This is a genomic window from Pseudomonas palleroniana, assembly GCF_003031675.1.
Taxonomy (GTDB): domain Bacteria; phylum Pseudomonadota; class Gammaproteobacteria; order Pseudomonadales; family Pseudomonadaceae; genus Aquipseudomonas; species Aquipseudomonas palleroniana.
Genome location: NZ_PYWX01000048.1, coordinates 20,470 through 38,605 on the forward strand (window position 1 = coordinate 20,470; position 18,136 = coordinate 38,605).

The window sequence follows — 18,136 nt, forward strand, 5'->3', positions numbered from 1 at the left end:
GCTAGTACGCTGCGCGGTAGATTTTCTCGATATCCGCTGTGCTGAGCTGGCGCGGGTTGTTGCGCATCAGGCGTTCAATGCCTGCAGCTTCGGCAGCCATGGCCGGAATTGCGTCTTCGGGAATCCCGAAGCTGCGCAGGCCCGTGGGGATTTCCACGGCGGCGCACAACCGCGTCATCGCCGCGACGGCCTGATCGGCCGCGTCAACCAGACTCAAGCCGGTGACATTCACGCCCATGGCCTCGGCGATGTCGCGCATGCGTTCGACACACGCCAGTTTGTTCCACTGCATCACATAGGGCAGCAACAGGGAGTTGCTCACGCCATGACCGATATGAAAACGACCGCCCAACGGATACGCCAATGCATGCACGGCGCCCACCCCGGCGTTACCGAACGCCATGCCCGCCATCAGGCTGGCGGTGGCCATGTCGTCACGGGCCTGCAGATGCCCCGGGTTGGCGTACGCCTTGGGCAATGCGTTGGCTATCAACTTGACCGCGCCGATCGCCAGGGCATCGGTAATCGGCGACGCATTCAGCGACAGGTAGGCTTCAATGGCATGCACCAACGCATCCACACCGCTGGCGGCTGTCACGCTGCGCGGGCACGTGAGGGTCATTTGCGGGCTCATCAGTGCAACATCCGGCAGCAAGTAATCGCTGACGATGCCTTTTTTCAATTGTGCGACCTTGTCGGAAAGGATCGCCACATTGGTCACCTCCGAGCCGGTACCGGCCGTGGTCGGGATCGCGATCAACGGCGGCCCCTTGCGTGGCACCTGGTCGATGCCGAACAGATCGGCCAGCGCACCGTGGTAGCCGGCATACGCGCCGACGCATTTGGCGATATCGATGGAGCTGCCCCCGCCGACACCAATCAAGCCATCATGCCCGCCGTCGCGGTAGGCCTGCATGCAGTCTTCGACGATGGCAATTTCCGGGTCGGGCTGCACCCGGTCGAAGATTTCATAGTCGCGCTCGCCCAAATGCTCGAGCGCCAGCGCCACGGTGCCGGACTTGACCAACGCCGCATCGGTGACGATCAGCGGGTTATCCACATCCAGGCGTGTGAGTTCGGCGGCCAGTTGCTCGATGGCACCTGCGCCGGTGAGCAACTTGTGGGCGATCTTGAATGAGGAAGTACTCATGTGCGCGGCCTCTTATTGAAGGATGGGCTGGCACAAGAGTAGCTCTCTATGCGGGGTTGTCAGCCATTCAGCAGCTGAATGGTCATCATACCTGCGCAGTGCGCAGCTTCTCGCTACGCCCGCGCAACCATTCCAGGGTGAGCAACAGCAGCACCGAGAAGGCAATCAGCAGGGTGGCGGCAGCAGCAATGGTCGGGCTGAGGTTCTCGCGGATGCCGCTGAACATCTGGCGCGGCAGGGTCGCTTGCTCGGGGCCGGCGAGGAACAGCGTCACCACCACTTCATCGAACGAGGTAGCAAAGGCAAACAGCGCCCCGGAAATCACCCCCGGCGCGATCAACGGCAAGGTCACCCGGCGAAACGCGATCAATGGCGAAGCGCCCAGGCTCGCCGCCGCCCGCACCAGGTTATGGTTGAAACCCTGCAAGGTCGCCGACACGGTAATGATCACAAACGGCACACCCAGCACCGCATGCACAACGATCAGCGAGAAGAAGCTGTTGCCCAGGCCCAGTGGCGCAAAAAACAGGTAACTCGCCACGCCGATAATCACCACCGGCACCACCATCGGCGAAATCACCAGGGCCATCACCAGCGCCTTGCCGGGGAAATTGCCGCGCGTGAGGCCTATCGCGGCCAAGGTGCCGAACACCATGGCCAGCACCGTGGCGGCCGGCGCGACGATAATGCTGTTCTTCAACGCACGCATCCATTCGGCCGAGGCGAAGAAATCCTGGTACCAATGCAGCGAAAAACCTTGCAGCGGGTACACCAGGAAACTGCCGCTGTTGAACGACAGCGGGATGATCACCAGCACAGGCAATATCAGGAACAACAGGATCAAGCCGCACAGAATCCGCAGGCTGTAGAACCACAGGCGTTCGACGGGCGACATATAAGGGCTCAGCATCGCAAGTTCTCCTCAGCTCAGGCGCAGGCGGCTGGCGCCTACCAGCCGGTTGTAGATCAGATACAGCAGCACCGTCGCCAGCAGCAGCAAGCCGCCCAGCGCCGTGGCCATGCCCCAGTTGATGCTGGTGTTGGTGTAGAACGCCACGAAGTAGCTGACCATCTGGTCGTTCGGGCTGCCGAGCAGCGCCGGGGTGATGTAGTAACCAATCGCCAGGATGAACACCAACAGGCAGCCGGCGCCGACGCCGGCGTAGGTCTGCGGGAAATACACGCGCCAGAAGCTGGCGAACGGGTGGCAGCCCAGGGAAATCGCTGCACGCATATAGGTGGGTGAGATGCCTTTCATCACGCTGTAGATCGGCAGAATCATGAACGGCAACAGGATGTGCACCATGGAGATATAGACCCCGGTACGGTTGAACACCAGCTCCAGGGGTTTGTCGATCAAGCCCATGCTCATCAAGGCGCTGTTGATCAGGCCACCGGATTGCAGCAGCACGATCCACGCGGCGACCCGCACCAGGATCGAGGTCCAGAACGGCAGCAGCACCAGAATCATCAGCAGGTTGCTTTTGCGCGCCGGCAGGTTGGCCAGCAGGTACGCCAAGGGATACGCCAGCAGCAGGCAGATGAAGGTAATCACCAGGCCCATCCAGAAGGTACGCGCGAAAATGTCCAGGTAAATGGCCTGGTCCGGCGTAGCCGGGGCCAGTTCGCCCAGGTCATTGATACGGTGGTCGACAGCCGCCAGCAGGTAGAACGGTGTGAGGCTGCTGGTATTGCGCCGGATCGCCTGCCAGTACGCGGGGTCGCCCCAGCGTTCATCGAGGCTTTCCAATGCTTCTTTATAAGAGCCGGGCGCCTCGGTAAAGGGCAGCGCCCGCGCGGTTTTGGTCAGCAGGCTGCGATAGCCGGCCAACTCCATGTTCAAGCGCTTGGACAAGTCGCCCAGCGTCTGGTTTTTGCGCGCTTCGCCCAAGTCTTCGCTCAGCGCCTGATACACCGGTTCGCCGGGCAGGCCACGGCCATCCCAGGCCTTGACCGCCACCACGGTACGCGGCAAACCGCCCACCACTTCCTCGTTGCCGACGCTTTTGTAGAGCAGCGCAATGATTGGCACCAGGAACACCAGCAGCAAAAACAGCACCAGCGGTGCAATCAATGCCTGGGCCTTCCAGCGGTTGAGCCGTTCGGCACGCGCCAGGCGCTGCTTGAGGGTGGGGCTGGGAATGGCGATAGCCATGGCTGACTCCGGATCTTGAAAGGAAATGCAGAACCCTGGTGGGAGAGAGCAACGCCTCTCCCACTGGGGTAAGCGGTGTTATTTGGCAGCCCAGGAATTGAAGCGCTGCTCCAACTGCTCGCCGTTATCCGCCCAGAAGCTCACATCGATCTGCACCTGGTTGGCGATGTTTTCCGGGGTGGTCGGCATATCCTTGAGGATGTCCTTGGCCAGCAACGGGACCGCTTGGGTGTTGGCCGGGCCGTAGGCAATGTTTTCCGAGTAGGTCTTCTGCTGCTGCGGCTGAACCGAGAAGGCGATGAATTTCTTCGCGGCTTCGGCACGGTCTTTCGCCAGGCCTTTAGGAATGGCCCATGCGTCAAAGTCGTAGATGCCGCCGTTCCACACCACCTTGAGGTTGCTTTCTTTCTGAACGGCAGCGATACGGCCGTTGTAGGCCGAACTCATCACGACATCACCCGAGGCCAGGTACTGTGGCGGTTGGGCGCCCGCTTCCCACCACTGGATCGATGGCTTGAGTTCGTCGAGCTTCTTGAATGCACGGTCCTGGCCATCTTTGCCGGCCAATACTTTGTAGACGTCCTTGGGCGCTACGCCGTCGGCCATCAGGGCGAATTCCAGGGTGTACTTGGCACCTTTACGCAGGCCGCGCTTGCCTGGGAATTTCTTGGTATCCCAGAAATCCGCCCAGCTGGTTGGCGGGGAAGCCAATTTGTCGGCGTTGTAGGCCAACACCGTGGACCACACGAAGAAACCCACGCCGCACGGCTGGATCGCGCCTTTTACGTAGTCCGCAGCATTACCGAACAGCTTGGGGTCCAGCGGTTCGAACATATCTTCGTCACACCCCCGGGACAACTCCGGCGACTCCACTTCCACCAGGTCCCAGGACACACTCTTGGTGTCGACCATGGCCTTGACCTTGGCCATTTCACCGTTGTACTCGCCGGCGACGATCTTGCCGTTGCCCGCGCTTTCCCACGGTGCGTAAAACGCCTTGACCTGAGCGGCCTTGTTCGCGCCACCAAAGGACACGACGGTCAGGTCCGGGCCGGCCATGGCCTGGGTCGCGCCGAACAAGCCGATAACCAGCGCTGAATACTTAAGGGATCTCAACATTGTGGTGCTCTCCACGTGCAGGGTTGGTGAAGCCATGGGGCGATCAATTCGCCTCTAGAAGTGGGTCGAGTGCGCGAACGTGCTCGACTTGCCAGCCAATCGGTACCACGTCGCCGACCGCCAGGGCCGGGTCCAGCTCGGCGATCGGTTGTTTCACAAAAAAATCGGTCTTGCCGCAGACTTCCAGACGCACGCGCACGTGGTCGCCCAGGTAGATGAATTCCGCCACCCGCCCCGAAAAACGATTGATGCAGCTTTCGCTGGAACCATTGAGGCTGACCCGCTCCGGACGCACCGACAGCGTGACCGGCCCGCCGACCTGACCCACGTTCACCGCCAGCGCCTCGACCTTCTCGCCGCGCGCCAGCTCCACGACGCAGCGCTCGCCGGTGTGGCTGTGCAGGCGGCCGTTGAGACGGTTGTTTTCGCCGATGAAGTTGGCGACGAAGGTATTTTTCGGTTCTTCATACAAGGTCCGCGGCGCAGCAATCTGCTGGATCTCGCCCTGATGAAACACCGCCACGCGGTCGGACATGGTCAAGGCCTCGCCCTGATCGTGGGTCACGTACACCACGGTCACGCCGAGACGCTGATGCAGGTGCTTGATTTCCATCTGCATGTGTTCACGCAGTTGCTTGTCGAGAGCGCCTAGGGGTTCGTCCATCAACACCAGTTGCGGTTCGAACACCAGCGCACGGGCCAGGGCCACGCGCTGTTGCTGACCACCGGAAAGTTGCGCCGGGTAGCGTTGGGCGAAGGCGTCGAGCTGGACCATGCTCAGCACGCGTTTGACCCGCTCACTGATGTCGGTCTTGCTTAACGAGCGCACCGAGAGCGGGAACGCCAGGTTCTCGGCAACCGTCATGTGCGGGAACAGCGCGTAGTTCTGGAACACCATGCCGATATCGCGCTTGTGCGGCGGCACGTTGTTGATGGAACGCCCGGCCAGGAGGATTTCACCGGCGGTCGGTGTCTCGAAGCCGGCGAGCATCATCAGGCTGGTCGTCTTGCCGGAACCCGACGGCCCAAGCAGTGTGAGGAACTCGCCCTTGCGAATCTCCAGGTTGAGGTCTTTGACGATCAGGTTCTCGCCGTCGTAGCTCTTCTGCACGCCACGAAAGCTGACCAGCACATCATTTGTATCCGCCTCGCTCATACCCGCACCTTTGTGTTTTGGACCGCAATGGAACAAGCGTAGTCCAGGCGCAAGCCCCCGGAAATCGGGGGCTGGGAGAGAATTGCATCAGCCGGTTGGAAGGTTGGGGGTAGGGATTGCCCTACAGCGATGGCGGGCACAGGACGGTGCAACTACAAGGGGTGAGCTGCAAGCGGCAAGAATGGGCTCGGTGATGTTTTGCAGGGTGTCGCTAATGGGCATGTCGTCAGAGCAGCCTGTGCTCCATGGCGTACTTCACCAGTTCCGCCAACGAAGTGATATTGAGCTTTTGCATCAACCGCGCCTTATGCGTGCTGATGGTCTTGCTGCTCAGCGCCAGTTGCTGGGCAATATCATTGACGTTGGCCCCCTGGGCCAGGCGTTCGAATACCGAGAACTCGCGCTCCGACAGCAACGAATGCAGCGGCCGCGTATCGGTCAGGCCGACTTCGAAGACCATACGGTCGGCCAGGTCGGGGTCGATGTATCGCCCACCCGCCGCCACCTTGCGAATAGCGGTCAGCAACAGCGCCGGGTCGCTGTCCTTGGTGGCATAACCCGCCGCGCCAACCTTGAGGGCGCGGGCAGCCATTTGCGCTTCATCATGCATCGACAACACCAGAATCGCCGGCGGATTGCCCAACGCCCGGATGCGCGCAATGGCCTCCAGGCCGTTCACACCCGGCATCGAGATATCCAGCAGCACCACCTCGCACGTCACATGGCGCAAGGTTTCCAGCAACTGCTCGCCATTACTGGCTTCACCGACCACCTGCAGGTCTTTGGCCAGGCCGATCAATTGCTTGATGCCCTCTCGGACGATGGTGTGGTCTTCGGCTACCAATACGCGAATCACAGGTTTTTCCTCTTGTTGTCAGGCATCCAACGGCACCGTGACGCTCAGGGTGGTGCCTTCCCCCACTTCGCTCTGCAGGCTCAGTTGCCCACCCATCATCAGCACTCGCTCGCGCATACCGACCACGCCGAAAGAAACAGGGCGGCCGGGGGTTTCGACGAAACCGACGCCATCATCGCTGATGGTCAACCGCAGGTCTGCCCCCTCAATCACCAGGGTCAGCTCGACGGTATGCGCCTGGGCATGGCGCATCACATTGGTCAGTGCCTCCTGCAGGACCCGGAACAAACCAATGGCCTTGGCGTCGCTCAGGGCCGGCAGGTTATCCGGAACCTGTACCAGGCAGGGAATTTGCGTGCGGGCTTCGAAGCGCCGGGCCTGCCATTCGATGGCCGAGGCGATGCCGGCGTCGAGGATCGGCGGGCGCAGCGCGGTGGCCACATCGCGCACCAGTTGGAACAGCTGGGCGATCAGGCGCTTCATGCTGTTGAGCCGTTCATTCAGGCCAGGGTCGAGCTGCGCATAGGCCAATTCGCACATCGAGGTTTCCAGCTTGAGCACCGTGAGCATCTGGCCCAACTCATCGTGTACCTCGCGGGCGATGCGGGCTTTCTCTTCTTCGCGCACGGTTTCCAAATGGGCGGACAATTCGCGCAACTGCGCTTCGCTTTGCAGCAAGGCGGCCACGTAACGGCGGCGTTCGGTGACATCGTTGAGGTACACCACCAGGTATTCGCCCTGAGCAAAGCGCAGGAAACTCAAAGACACATCGGCGGGCAGGATACTGCCATTGGCGCGCACGCAATCGGTGGCGAAGGTTTGCCCGCCCTCCTCGCTGGCGCGGGCGCGTCGCCACAGGTTGAGCCAGCGATCCATGTTCAAGGTCGGGTCGACCTCGACCAGCGGCCGCTCGATCAGCGCGCCCGGGGCGTAGCCGAGCATGCTTTCTGCCGCACGATTGGCGTAACGCACATGGCTGTCCCAATTGACCCACAGGATGCCGACCGTACTTTGATCGATGGAAAACTGCGTCAACCGCAAGGCTTCGGCACCGGCAGCGCGGGCGGCGCTTTCTTCCCGTGCCGCCAGCAAGTCGTGTTCCAGGCCGCGTTGCTGGCGACGCTGCCAGGCGACCATCGCGAGGCAGGCCAGCAGGCAGATTCCCAGCAACAGGCTGAGGTTCTTCCAGAAACCCGGGAATTCCGACAATCGCGGGTACTGGGGTTGCAGCCAGCGATTGTGCAACTGGTCCAAGTCTCGCGCGGGTATCGCCCGCAAGGCGCTCTGCATGAGGGTTGCCAGTTCCGGCCAATCGCGACGCGTGCCCACCCGCAGCAACTGTGGCAAGCCGATATCACCGACCACCGCCAGCCCCGCAAATTCTGCTTCGCCGGACAAGCGGCTCAGTTGCGCCTCATCCACCACGGCATATCGCGCTTGTTGGCTTACCAGCAGCTGCAGGGCCTGGCGCTCCATGGGCACCCCTTGCAGGTTGAGGTTGGGATAGGTGCTGCGCAGGTAATCGGCCACGGCGCTGGGCATGCGCACGGCAATGCGCGATTGTTCGTCGAGTTTCTCCAGCTCCACTGCGCCGCCGCCTTCGCGGACGCCGACAATATGCTGGGGCACGCGCATGTAAGGGTCGGTGAATAACCACAGGCGCAAACCCGCCGGGGTTTGCTGCAGGCCGGGCGCAATATCCACTTCGCCGTCGCGCACGGCGGCCTCCAACTGCTCCTGATCGGGAAAATTGCGCCACAACAGTTCGATATTCAGCGCCTTGGCCAGCCACTGCATCAACTCCACATTGGCCCCGGACAAGCGTTGCAGGCGCCGATCGTATTGCGCGTAAGGCGCCTGCAGCACCAGCCCCACGCGCAGCTCCGGATGCAGGCTCAGCCACTCACGCTGCTGCGCATTGAGCTGTGCTTTCGGCGCAACGGGCGCCGGCGCGGCCGTTGCCATCAAGGCACAGCACAAACCGCCGATAATCAGCAGACAGCGAAAACCCATGATCCACGTCTCACATCACTGACAAATACTGACCAACCCATTAGGCTGCTGGAATCATTTCTGGCCGGGAATTAACGATGCCCTTTCACCACCGTTCGGCACTGCCAGCATTGTGCCTGTCGCTGCTATTTACCAGCGCCTTTTCTGTTCAGGCCGCTGACGCCCCCGCGCCCGCCGCCGAAAAACCTGCGGAGCGCCAAGCGCTGCCCGAGCGCAGCCAGGAAGAGGCCAGCGCGCTGGAGCGCAATATTCCACAACACGAGCAACAACAATTGCAGGCCGGCACCGATTCGTTCCTGGCCTTATGGAAACCCGCCAACAGTGCAGAACCGGAAGGGGTGGTGATTATCGTCCCCGGCGCCGGCGAAAATGCTGACTGGCCGCAAGCAATCGGCCCGTTGCGCCGCAAATTGCCGGATGCCAACTGGGGCAGCCTCAGCCTGTCGCTGCCGGACGTGAGCATGGACACCCTGCCGCCACGGGTGATCGAAGCGCCCAAGGCAACCGTCGACACCAGCAGCAAAGACGGCAGCACGGCCGCCAAGCCCATCGAACAAGCCGCCAGCGCCGAAGCCGAAGGCACCGACCCTGCGGTAGTGCCGGGGGCGGATGAACAGGACAAGACCGACGCCAAGCGTATTTTCGACCGGATCGACGCAGCCGTGGCTTTTGCCCAGACCCAGAGCGCGCGCAGTGTGGTGCTGCTCGGCCACGGCACTGGCGCCTGGTGGGCCGCACGTTACCTGAGCGAAAAGCAACCGGCGCAGGTTCAGAAGCTGGTGCTGGTGGCCGGCAAAACCCCGGTGGGCCGCCAACCGGATCTGCAACAAGTGGCCCCGGCCTTGAAAGTGCCGACGGCGGATATCTTCTATCAGGACAATGCCCTGGACCGTAAAAACGCCCTGGCGCGGCTTCAGGCGGCCAAGCGTGGGAAGAATGAAGGCTATAAGCAGGTGTCACTCAAGACCCTGCCCGGCAACAGCTCGGCCGAGCAGGAGCAGCTGTATCGGCGGGTTCGCGGCTGGTTGAGCCCGCAAACCGTCGACTGAGGCTTACCGGAAATCGCGCCGTTCGCGAATCAACGCATAGGCGTTGTGCAACTCGCGGGTTCGCTCGGTTGCCTCGCGCACTTGCGCAGGGCTGGCGCCGGTGCCGGCAACCTTGTCCGGATGGTGACGACTGAGCAGGCGGCGATAGGCACGCTTGATCACTGACGGCTCCGTAGTTGCGGTGACCCCCAGGATTCGCAACGCCTCCTGATAAGCCCCCCCTCGGTTCACCAACGGCTTGCGCTCAGGGGTGTAATCGGACGCCAGTGCGTGCAGTTGTTGCGGTGTCCACCCCAGCCACTTGCCCCACTGGTCAATCAGGTCGCGCTCGGCGTCATCCGCTCTGCCATCGGCCCAGGCCATGCGCCAGCAGGCGCGCAGCACGCCCTCTGCCGCATGGGGCTGCGCCTTGAGCACGCGCAGATAGCTACGCACCCGATCGCTACCGGACTTGCCCCGGTTGAACGCCGTGATAGCGCGGCGCTGGGCGGGTTCGTTCATATCCAGTGCACGCATTTCCAGGCGCGCCTGCTGGATATGCCCATCCACCACCCGGCCATTGCTTTTGGCCAGTCGGCCCAGCAGCACAAACAGCAATTCGTCATTGCGCAGCGCCGGCCGGCCGCCCAGGCGTTCGCGCAATTGCGCCCAACTCTGCAGCTGCAAGCGGCGATCCAGCGCCTGCCCCAGCAATGCCCCCAACAAAGCCCCCGGAATGCTGGCAATGGCAAAGCCAGCCCCGGCGCCGATCAGCGTCCCTGGCCACAACATCTTATCGCTCCGCAGTCAGCAGGGTTTCGACCTGCGCCAGGCGCTCCAATGTCCCCACATCAATCCAGCGTCCCGCCATGTGCTCCCCCGTTACCAGACCTTTGCTCATGGCCGCCCGCAGCAGCGGCGCCAATTTAAAGGCACCGGCACTGCAACCCGCGAACAGCTGGGGGTCGAGTACCGAAATGCCACTGAAGGTCAGGTTATCGGCACCGGGCGCGGCATCATGAAGCAAACCCTGGTCCAGGTAGAAATCACCACCCGAAGGGTGGTGCGCCGGGTTATCCACCATCACCAGATGGGCCAGGCCCTGGAGCGGCTGACGTAGCCGGGTGAAGTCGTAATCGGTCCAGATATCACCATTGACCACCAGGAACGGCTCATCGCCCAGCAACGGCAAGGCTTGGAAAATCCCACCGCCGGTTTCCAGCGGTTCACCTTCGGCCGAGTACTGGATACGCAGGCCAAACTGCGCGCCGTCACCCAGATAACTTTCGATCTGCTGACCGAGCCACGCATGGTTGATCACAATCTCGGTGAAACCCGCCTTCGCCAGTGCCTCCAGGTGGTACTCGATCAGGCGCTTGCCGCCCGCTTGCACCAGCGGCTTGGGCGTATGCAGCGTCAGCGGGCGCATGCGCTCGCCTTTACCGGCGGCCAGGATCATCGCCTTCATACGCTCGCCTCGACCGGCTCGCGCAGGCTGGCAAGCAACTCACCCAGTTCGCGCAGTTCGGGCCGGTCTGCAAGCACCGCTTCTATATAAGCAAAGAAGCGCGGCACATCCGCCAGATAGCGCGGCTTGCCGTCGCGATGGCAAATGCGCGCAAAGATGCCGATGACCTTGAGGTGGCGCTGCACGCCCATCAGGTCGCTGGCACGTAGGAAAGCCTCGAAATCGGCGTGCACGGGAAGACCCAACTGCACGGCACGCTCCCAATAGCCGCGCTGCCATTCGCGCACACGCGCCTGGGGCCAACTGAGGAATGCATCCTTGAACAGACAGGTAATGTCGTAGGTCACCGGGCCGTAGACCGCATCCTGGAAATCCAGTACGCCAGGGTTGGGCTCGCTGATCATCAGGTTGCGCGGCATGTAGTCGCGGTGTACCAGCACCTTTGGCTGAGCCAGGGCGCTGTCGATCAGTTGCTCGCTGACGCGTTGCCAGAGATCGCGCTGGCGAGTATCGAACTCGATACCCAGGTGCCGGCGAACGTACCACTCAGGAAACAATTCCAGCTCGCGACGCAGCAAGGCAACGTCATAGCTGGGCAGTGGCGCATCCATCGGTAACTGCTGAAAAGCCAGCAGCGCATCGATGGCATCGGTAAACAATTGATCGGCGTTGTCGGCGTCAATCACGTCCAGATAGGTTTTTCTGCCCAGGTCATTGAGCAAAAGGAAGCCGCGAGGCAAATCTTCTGCATAAATTTTGGGTACGTTTATCCCCGATTTCGCCAGTAGATGCGCAATTTCGACGAAAGGTTTGCAGTTTTCCTGGGGCGGTGGCGCGTCCATGACCACGAACGTATGCGCCCCTCCCTCCCAGCGGAAATAGCGCCTGAAACTCGCGTCGCTACTGGCCGCGGTCAATGTGGCCGGGGGTACGGCCCCCCAACCCTGGGCGTTGAAAAGGATTGGCAATTGCTCATCCAGCCAGACTTCCAGCTGTTGTAAACGTAGATCTTGCTCGGGCATTACAAGGGTCTCCGACGGCGCTAGCCGTCAAGCGGGGCATGCTTTATTATCACGCATCTTTTTCAGACCATCGAGAGGCGTGCGGCCCAAACCGCGGGCAGATGGCACGCAGGAAGCCCGGACTAATAAGATGGCATTGAAATCCCCCGCGTTTCGTAGAAAATTTCCGTTGCTAGTAACCGGCAGTCTGCTGGCCATGCAACCTTTCGCCACCTCATTCGTGGTCGCCGCGGAACAGTATGACTGCTCAGTCTCTGCTTCGGGTGCCTGGGATTGCGCGCCGAAAACCGCCGCAGCCCCATTGCCGCCACGCCCGGTGCATGATGGCTCTGCCGTCAGCTCGGCAAACGGTACGCCACAAGGCGAAACCGGCGGCAACGCCGACGCCGAACCCAAGACCATGCTGGTCACCGAAGCCAAGGGCCGTGGCCTGCGTTCGCGCAGCGCCGACTACAGCCACCTGGACTGGGTGCCTCGCGAGAAGCTGACCGCAGCCCAGCTGGCCGAAACCGGCCCTTATTGCGGCGGTGCGTACATCGAGCCGATGCGTCCTGGCATGAACGACAAAACGGCCAAGAGCGACGCACCGACGTTCATCGGCGCCAAGGCTTCTCGTTACGAGCAGGAACAACAGATCGCGACCTTGGCCGGTGACGTCGTCATGCGCCAGGGCAGCATGCAGATGGAAGCCCAGGAAGCCAGCCTGTATCAGGCGGAAAACCGTGGCGAGCTGAACGGCAACGTTCGCCTGCGCGACAACGGCGCCCTGATCGTGGGTGACCATGCCCAGGTACAGCTCGATACCGGTGCGGCGCAGATCGACAACGCCGAATACGTGATGCACAAGTCGCGCATCCGCGGTAACGCCCTGTACGCCAAGCGTGCCGAAAACGCGATCATCCGTCTCAAAGACGGTACGTACACCACCTGCGAGCCAGACAGCAACGCCTGGCAGCTCAAGGGCAACAACATCACGTTGAACCCTGCCACCGGTTTCGGTACGGCAACCAACGCGACGTTGCGGGTCAAGAACATCCCGATCCTCTACACCCCTTACATTTATTTCCCGATCGACAACCGTCGTCAATCCGGCTTCCTGCCGCCGAGCTTCAGCACGGGTAGCGAGTCTGGTTTTACCCTAGTTACGCCGTACTACTTCAACCTGGCGCCGAACTATGACGCCACGTTGTACCCGCAATACATGACCAAGCGCGGCATGTTGATGGAAGGCGAGTTCCGCTACCTCACCAAGTCCAGTGAAGGTCAGTTTGGGGGCGCGTACCTGAATGATGACAGCGATGAGCGGACGAAACAGACCGACTACGAAAAAACCCGCTATATGCTCAATTGGCAGCACCGTGGCGGTCTCGATTCGCGTCTGTCAACTCGAGTGGATTACACCAAGATCAGTGATCCGTTTTACTTCCAAGATCTCAAGACGTACCAGGAGGGAGTCCAAAGCCAAGATTTCCTCAACCAACAGGGCGCTTTGACCTATAACGGTGACAACTATCAGGCTCGCCTGAACGTTCAAGCGTACCAGCTGGCGACGATCTCTCAGATCACTCCGTATGACCGCTTGCCGCAAATCACCTTCAACGGGGCACTGCCATACCATCCGGGCGGATTGAATTTTACTTATGAGACCGAAGCGGTTCGATTCGATCGCGATCTCAGAAGCGGTAACGTCTTTGACAAAGAAGGTGGCCCGTTCGATGCGAATGGCCTGCCCGTTGGCGAGAAGCGCCTGGATGAATACGTAAGCGGCCTTACCCGTGCAAACGGTACGCGCCTGACCGTCGCACCAGCTGTTGAATACCCGATGAATTGGACTTACGGGTTTATCACGCCGAAGCTCAAGTATGTCTATACCAAGTACGATCTTGACCTGGATAGCAAAGGTAAGAATGACATTGTGGCTGCACAACTGGCCGCTACTCAGCCGGGAGCTTCTCCGTACGCAGGCGGGGTGTTCAAAAGCTCACAAGACCGTGCAATTCCAGTTGCGAGCATTGACAGCGGCCTGTACTTCGACCGTGATACCAACTGGTTCGGAAAAGACTATCGCCAAACCCTGGAACCGCGTGCCTACTACCTCTACGTACCTAACAAGGACCAGAGCGATATCCCGGTATTCGACTCAGGTGAGTACTCGTTCAGCTACGCCTCGCTGTTCCGTGACAATCGATTCAGCGGCAGTGACCGGATCGGTGACGAGAACAAGCTGTCTCTGGGTGTGACCAGCCGCTGGATCGAAGAAAACGGCTTCGAACGTCAACGTGTGTCCGTGGGCCAGGCGTTGTATTTCAAGGACCGTGAAGTCCAACTGCCCGGCGTCTTGGCTGCCGACCGTGCCGACGCACAGTCGAACGTATCGCCTATCGCTCTGGACTATGAGTTCCGCTTCAATCGCGATTGGCGTGCGACTGCCGACTACAACTGGGACCCTGACAGCCACAGCCCTCGCTCCGGCAGCGCCATGTTCCACTACCAACCGGAAGACAACCCGAACAAGGTCGTCAACCTGGGTTATCGCTATCGCAACGACCAGGTGGTGTACAACCAGCTGACCGGCAAATGGCAGTTCGGTGGTGACTACGGGCAGCCAGGCGACGCGAACTTCGTGAAGGATTACTACAAAATCCAGCAACACGACTTCTCGATGATGTGGCCGATCATTCCGCAGTGGAACCTGATCACCCGCTGGCAGTATGACTACGCCCGCAACCGTACCCTGGAAGCCTTCGGTGGTTTCGAGTACGACAACTGCTGCTGGAAACTGCGCGTTATCAATCGTTACTGGGTTTCCAACGACGAATATACCCAGATCGCCCCCCTTAACGAAAAGGGTGACCACGGGCTCTTCTTCCAGATCGTCCTTAAAGGACTCGGCGGCCTGACCGGCTCCAAGGTAGAGAGCTTCCTCGACAAAGGCATTCAAGGTTATCGTGAACGTGAAGATCAAGCTTTCTGATTGTCTGCGCCCGCTCGTGCTGGGCGCGCTGTTCCTGGGTACCGTATCGGCACACGCGGCCGTTCAACAGCTGGACAAAGTTGCGGCCATTGTCGATAACGACGTGATCATGCAGAGCCAGCTGGACCAACGGGTCAAGGAAGTGCAGCAAACCATCGCCAAGCGTGGCGGCGGTGTGCCACCGACCAGCGTTCTGGAGCCTCAGGTGCTGGAGCGCCTGATCGTCGAAAACCTGCAACTGCAGATCGGCGAACGTTCCGGCATCCGTATTTCGGACGAAGAGTTGAACCAGGCCGTCGGCACCATCGCTCAGCGCAACAACATGAGCATCGATCAGTTTCGCGCCGCCCTGGCTCACGATGGCCTGTCCTATGAGGACGCTCGTGACCAGATCAAACGTGAAATGATCATCAGCCGTGTGCGTCAGCGTCGTGTGGCGGAGCGGGTCCAGGTTTCCGAACAGGAAGTGAAGAACTTCCTGGCTTCGGACCTGGGCAAGATGCAGCTCTCCGAGGAACTGCACCTGGCCAATATCCTGATCCCGACGCCGGACAGCGCCAACGCAGAGCAACTCAATGCCGCCGCGGCAAAAACCCAGGCCGTTTACGACCGCCTGAAGGCTGGCGCTGACTTTTCCCAGACCGCCATCGCCGTATCCGGTAGCGATAACGCCCTGGACGGTGGTGACATGGGCTGGCGTAAAGCCGCTCAGTTGCCGCCTCCGTTCGACCGCGAACTCAGTGCAATGCAAGTGGGTGATATCACCCAGCCTGCCCGCACGCCAGGCGGCTTCATCATCCTCAAGCTGTTGGGCAAGCGTGGCGGCGAGACCTCGCTGAAAGACGAAGTCCATGTTCGTCACATCCTGGTCAAGCCAAGTGAAATCCGCACCGAGGCACAAACCAAGGAGCTGGCGCAGAAGATCTATGACCGCATCGAAGGCGGTGAAGACTTCGCAACACTGGCCAAGAGCTTCTCGGAAGACCCGGGTTCGGCCCTCAACGGCGGCGACCTGAACTGGATCGACCCGAAAGCACTGGTGCCGGAGTTCCAGGACGTGATGGCCAAGACCCCGCAAGGCGTGTTGTCCAAGCCGTTCAAGACCCAATATGGCTGGCATGTACTGGAAGTCCTGGGCCGTCGCGCCACCGACAACACCACCCAGGCTCGCGAGCAACAAGCCCTGACCGTGCTGCGTAACCGCAAATACGACGAAGAGCTGCAAACCTGGTTGCGCCAGATCCGTGACGAAGCCTACGTTGAGAACAAGCTGCCAGGCGCCGAGCAAACAGGCACCAACCAGGCAAGCCAGTGAAACCCCAACGCTTTGCAGTCACACCCGGCGAGCCGGCCGGCATTGGTCCAGACCTCTGCCTGCTGCTCGCCTCGCAGCCACAGCCACACCCCCTGATTGCCATTACCAACCGCGACCTGCTCCTTGAGCGGGCTGCGCAGTTGGGCGTGGCCGTCAACCTGCTGGATGTGGCGCCGGGCAACTGGCCTGATCTGCCGGCCCCCAAAGACAGCCTGTATGTATGGGATACCCCGTTGCCGGCCAAGGCGGTTGCGGGGCAACTGAACAAGGCCAACGCGGCCTTTGTGCTGGAAACATTGACCCGCGCCGGGCAAGGCTGCATGGACGGTGACTTCGCCGGCATGATCACCGCCCCTGTACACAAGGGTGTGATCAACGAATCCGGCATCGCCTTCTCCGGCCATACCGAATTCCTCGCCGAACTGACCCATACCGCTCAAGTCGTGATGATGCTGGCGACTCGCGGCCTGCGCGTTGCCTTGGTGACGACGCATCTGCCGCTGCGTGAGATTGCAGACGCCATCACCGCCGAACGGGTGGAGCGTGTCACACGCATCCTGCACGCCGACCTGCAACAGAAGTTCGGCATCGCCCAACCGCGCATCCTGGTCTGCGGGCTCAACCCCCACGCCGGTGAAGGCGGCCACTTGGGCCATGAAGAAATCGACATCATTGAACCCACATTAGAGCGCCTGCGCCAAGAAGGCATGGACCTGCGTGGCCCACTGCCTGCGGACACTCTGTTTACCCCCAAATATCTGGAGCACTGCGATGCAGTGCTGGCGATGTACCATGACCAAGGCTTGCCCGTGCTGAAATACAAAGGCTTCGGCGCCGCAGTCAACGTGACATTGGGCCTGCCGATCATCCGTACCTCCGTCGACCATGGCACTGCCCTGGACCTGGCGGGCAGCGGCAAGATCGATACCGGCAGCCTGCACGTGGCCCTGGAAACCGCCTATCAGATGGCCGAGACCCGTATATGACTGAGCATTACCAACACCGGGCGCGCAAGCGCTTCGGGCAAAACTTCCTGCACGATGCGGGTGTAATCGACCGCATCCTGCGCTCCATCCATGCCAAGCCCGAAGACCGCCTGCTGGAAATCGGCCCGGGCCAGGGCGCACTGACCCAGGGCCTGTTGGCCAGCGGCGCTCAACTGGACGTGGTTGAGCTGGACAAGGACCTGATCCCGATCCTCAATCAGCAGTTTGCCGGCAAGTCCAACTTCAACCTGCACCAGGGCGACGCGCTCAAGTTCGACTTCAACAGCCTCAATGCCGCGCCTAACAGCCTGCGTGTGGTCGGCAACCTGCCGTACAACATTTCCACACCGCTGATTTTTCACCTGCTGAACAACGCAGGGATCATCCGCGACATGCACTTCATGCTGCAAAAGGAAGTGGTTGAGCGTCTGGCAGCAGGTCCGGGTGGGGGTGATTGGGGTCGCCTGTCGATCATGGTCCAGTATCACTGCCGCGTGGAGCACTTGTTCAACGTCGGCCCAGGGGCGTTCAATCCGCCACCGAAGGTCGATTCGGCCATTGTGCGGCTCGTGCCTCACGCCGTACTGCCGCATCCCGCCAAGGACCATCGGTTGCTGGAGCGCGTGGTGCGTGAAGCATTCAACCAACGTCGCAAGACCTTGCGTAACACGCTCAAGGCGCTGCTGAGCAACGCCGAGATCGAAGCCGCCGGCGTCGATGGCAGCCTGCGCCCGGAGCAACTGGACCTGGCTGCGTTCGTGCGCCTGGCCGACCAGCTTGCCATCCAACCGCCGCCCGCCGCAGACTGAAGCCTGCCTCTGTGGGAGCCGGTTTACCCGCTCCCGCAGACAGCGAGTCTGGCCTAGTGCCCGCCTCATGGCCTAGACTGATCCG

Annotated in this window: 15 protein-coding genes; 5 read left to right on the forward strand and 10 right to left on the reverse strand. The window is 61.0% G+C overall.

Going from position 1 to position 18,136, the window contains the following annotated elements; all coding sequences use genetic code 11:
- Position 1: 1 nt before the first annotated feature.
- The 7 genes from C9383_RS15600 to C9383_RS15630 form a co-directional block, all read right to left on the reverse strand.
- Positions 2-1,150, reverse strand: coding sequence for an iron-containing alcohol dehydrogenase (locus C9383_RS15600; protein WP_060757294.1), 1,149 nt, complete (start codon positions 1,148-1,150; stop codon positions 2-4).
- Positions 1,151-1,235: 85 nt separating this feature from the next.
- Entirely contained in the window at positions 1,236-2,060 is an 825-nt protein-coding gene (locus tag C9383_RS15605) for an ABC transporter permease (RefSeq protein ID WP_060757293.1), read from the reverse strand.
- A gap of 12 nt (positions 2,061-2,072) precedes the next feature.
- A complete protein-coding gene (locus C9383_RS15610) occupies positions 2,073-3,305 on the reverse strand; it encodes an ABC transporter permease (RefSeq protein ID WP_090368513.1) in 1,233 nt (410 codons plus the stop codon).
- Between the two features lie 78 nt (positions 3,306-3,383).
- Complete coding sequence (locus tag C9383_RS15615; RefSeq protein WP_090368511.1) at positions 3,384-4,424, reverse strand: ABC transporter substrate-binding protein; 1,041 nt, start codon at positions 4,422-4,424, stop codon at positions 3,384-3,386.
- Between the two features lie 43 nt (positions 4,425-4,467).
- Positions 4,468-5,580, reverse strand: coding sequence for an ABC transporter ATP-binding protein (locus tag C9383_RS15620; protein ID WP_060757290.1), 1,113 nt, complete (start codon positions 5,578-5,580; stop codon positions 4,468-4,470).
- Between the two features lie 226 nt (positions 5,581-5,806).
- A complete protein-coding gene (locus C9383_RS15625; protein WP_060757289.1) occupies positions 5,807-6,436 on the reverse strand; it encodes a response regulator in 630 nt (209 codons plus the stop codon).
- Positions 6,437-6,454: 18 nt separating this feature from the next.
- The gene (locus tag C9383_RS15630; protein WP_090368509.1) at positions 6,455-8,449 is read right to left on the reverse strand and encodes a histidine kinase; all 1,995 of its coding nucleotides are present in this window, start codon (positions 8,447-8,449) and stop codon (positions 6,455-6,457) included.
- A 77-nt stretch (positions 8,450-8,526) separates the two neighbouring features.
- Between C9383_RS15630 and C9383_RS15635 the strand changes: the two genes are divergently transcribed.
- A complete protein-coding gene (locus C9383_RS15635) occupies positions 8,527-9,498 on the forward strand; it encodes an alpha/beta hydrolase family protein (RefSeq protein ID WP_060757287.1) in 972 nt (323 codons plus the stop codon).
- A gap of 3 nt (positions 9,499-9,501) precedes the next feature.
- Here C9383_RS15635 and C9383_RS15640 read toward each other — a convergent pair whose 3' ends face one another.
- Genes C9383_RS15640 through C9383_RS15650 form a run of 3 tightly spaced genes read right to left on the reverse strand, consistent with a single transcriptional unit; the run spans position 9,502 to position 11,967 of the window.
- On the reverse strand, positions 9,502-10,269 hold the full coding sequence (locus C9383_RS15640) for a TerB family tellurite resistance protein (protein WP_090368507.1): 768 nt from the start codon (positions 10,267-10,269) through the stop codon (positions 9,502-9,504).
- A gap of 1 nt (position 10,270) precedes the next feature.
- Positions 10,271-10,945, reverse strand: a complete 675-nt coding sequence (gene murU, locus C9383_RS15645) for an N-acetylmuramate alpha-1-phosphate uridylyltransferase MurU (protein ID WP_090368505.1) — start codon at positions 10,943-10,945, stop codon at positions 10,271-10,273.
- On the reverse strand, positions 10,942-11,967 hold the full coding sequence (locus C9383_RS15650) for an aminoglycoside phosphotransferase family protein (RefSeq protein WP_090368503.1): 1,026 nt from the start codon (positions 11,965-11,967) through the stop codon (positions 10,942-10,944). The genes murU and C9383_RS15650 overlap by 4 nt, the downstream gene beginning before the upstream one ends.
- Before the next feature lie 130 nt (positions 11,968-12,097).
- Between C9383_RS15650 and C9383_RS15655 the strand changes: the two genes are divergently transcribed.
- From C9383_RS15655 to rsmA, 4 genes are read left to right on the forward strand one after another with little or no spacing between them, the layout of a single operon-like run.
- Positions 12,098-14,941 carry an LPS-assembly protein LptD gene (locus C9383_RS15655; protein ID WP_090368501.1) on the forward strand — a complete coding sequence of 948 codons (2,844 nt, stop codon included), beginning with the start codon at positions 12,098-12,100 and terminating at the stop codon, positions 14,939-14,941.
- Complete coding sequence (locus tag C9383_RS15660) at positions 14,916-16,256, forward strand: peptidylprolyl isomerase (RefSeq protein WP_081087108.1); 1,341 nt, start codon at positions 14,916-14,918, stop codon at positions 16,254-16,256. Before C9383_RS15655 ends, C9383_RS15660 begins: the two co-directional genes overlap by 26 nt.
- Entirely contained in the window at positions 16,253-17,242 is a 990-nt protein-coding gene (pdxA, locus tag C9383_RS15665; protein ID WP_090368499.1) for a 4-hydroxythreonine-4-phosphate dehydrogenase PdxA, read from the forward strand. The genes C9383_RS15660 and pdxA overlap by 4 nt, the downstream gene beginning before the upstream one ends.
- Positions 17,239-18,051 carry a 16S rRNA (adenine(1518)-N(6)/adenine(1519)-N(6))-dimethyltransferase RsmA gene (gene rsmA, locus C9383_RS15670; RefSeq protein ID WP_090368498.1) on the forward strand — a complete coding sequence of 271 codons (813 nt, stop codon included), beginning with the start codon at positions 17,239-17,241 and terminating at the stop codon, positions 18,049-18,051. Before pdxA ends, rsmA begins: the two co-directional genes overlap by 4 nt.
- Positions 18,052-18,136 lie beyond the last annotated feature (85 nt).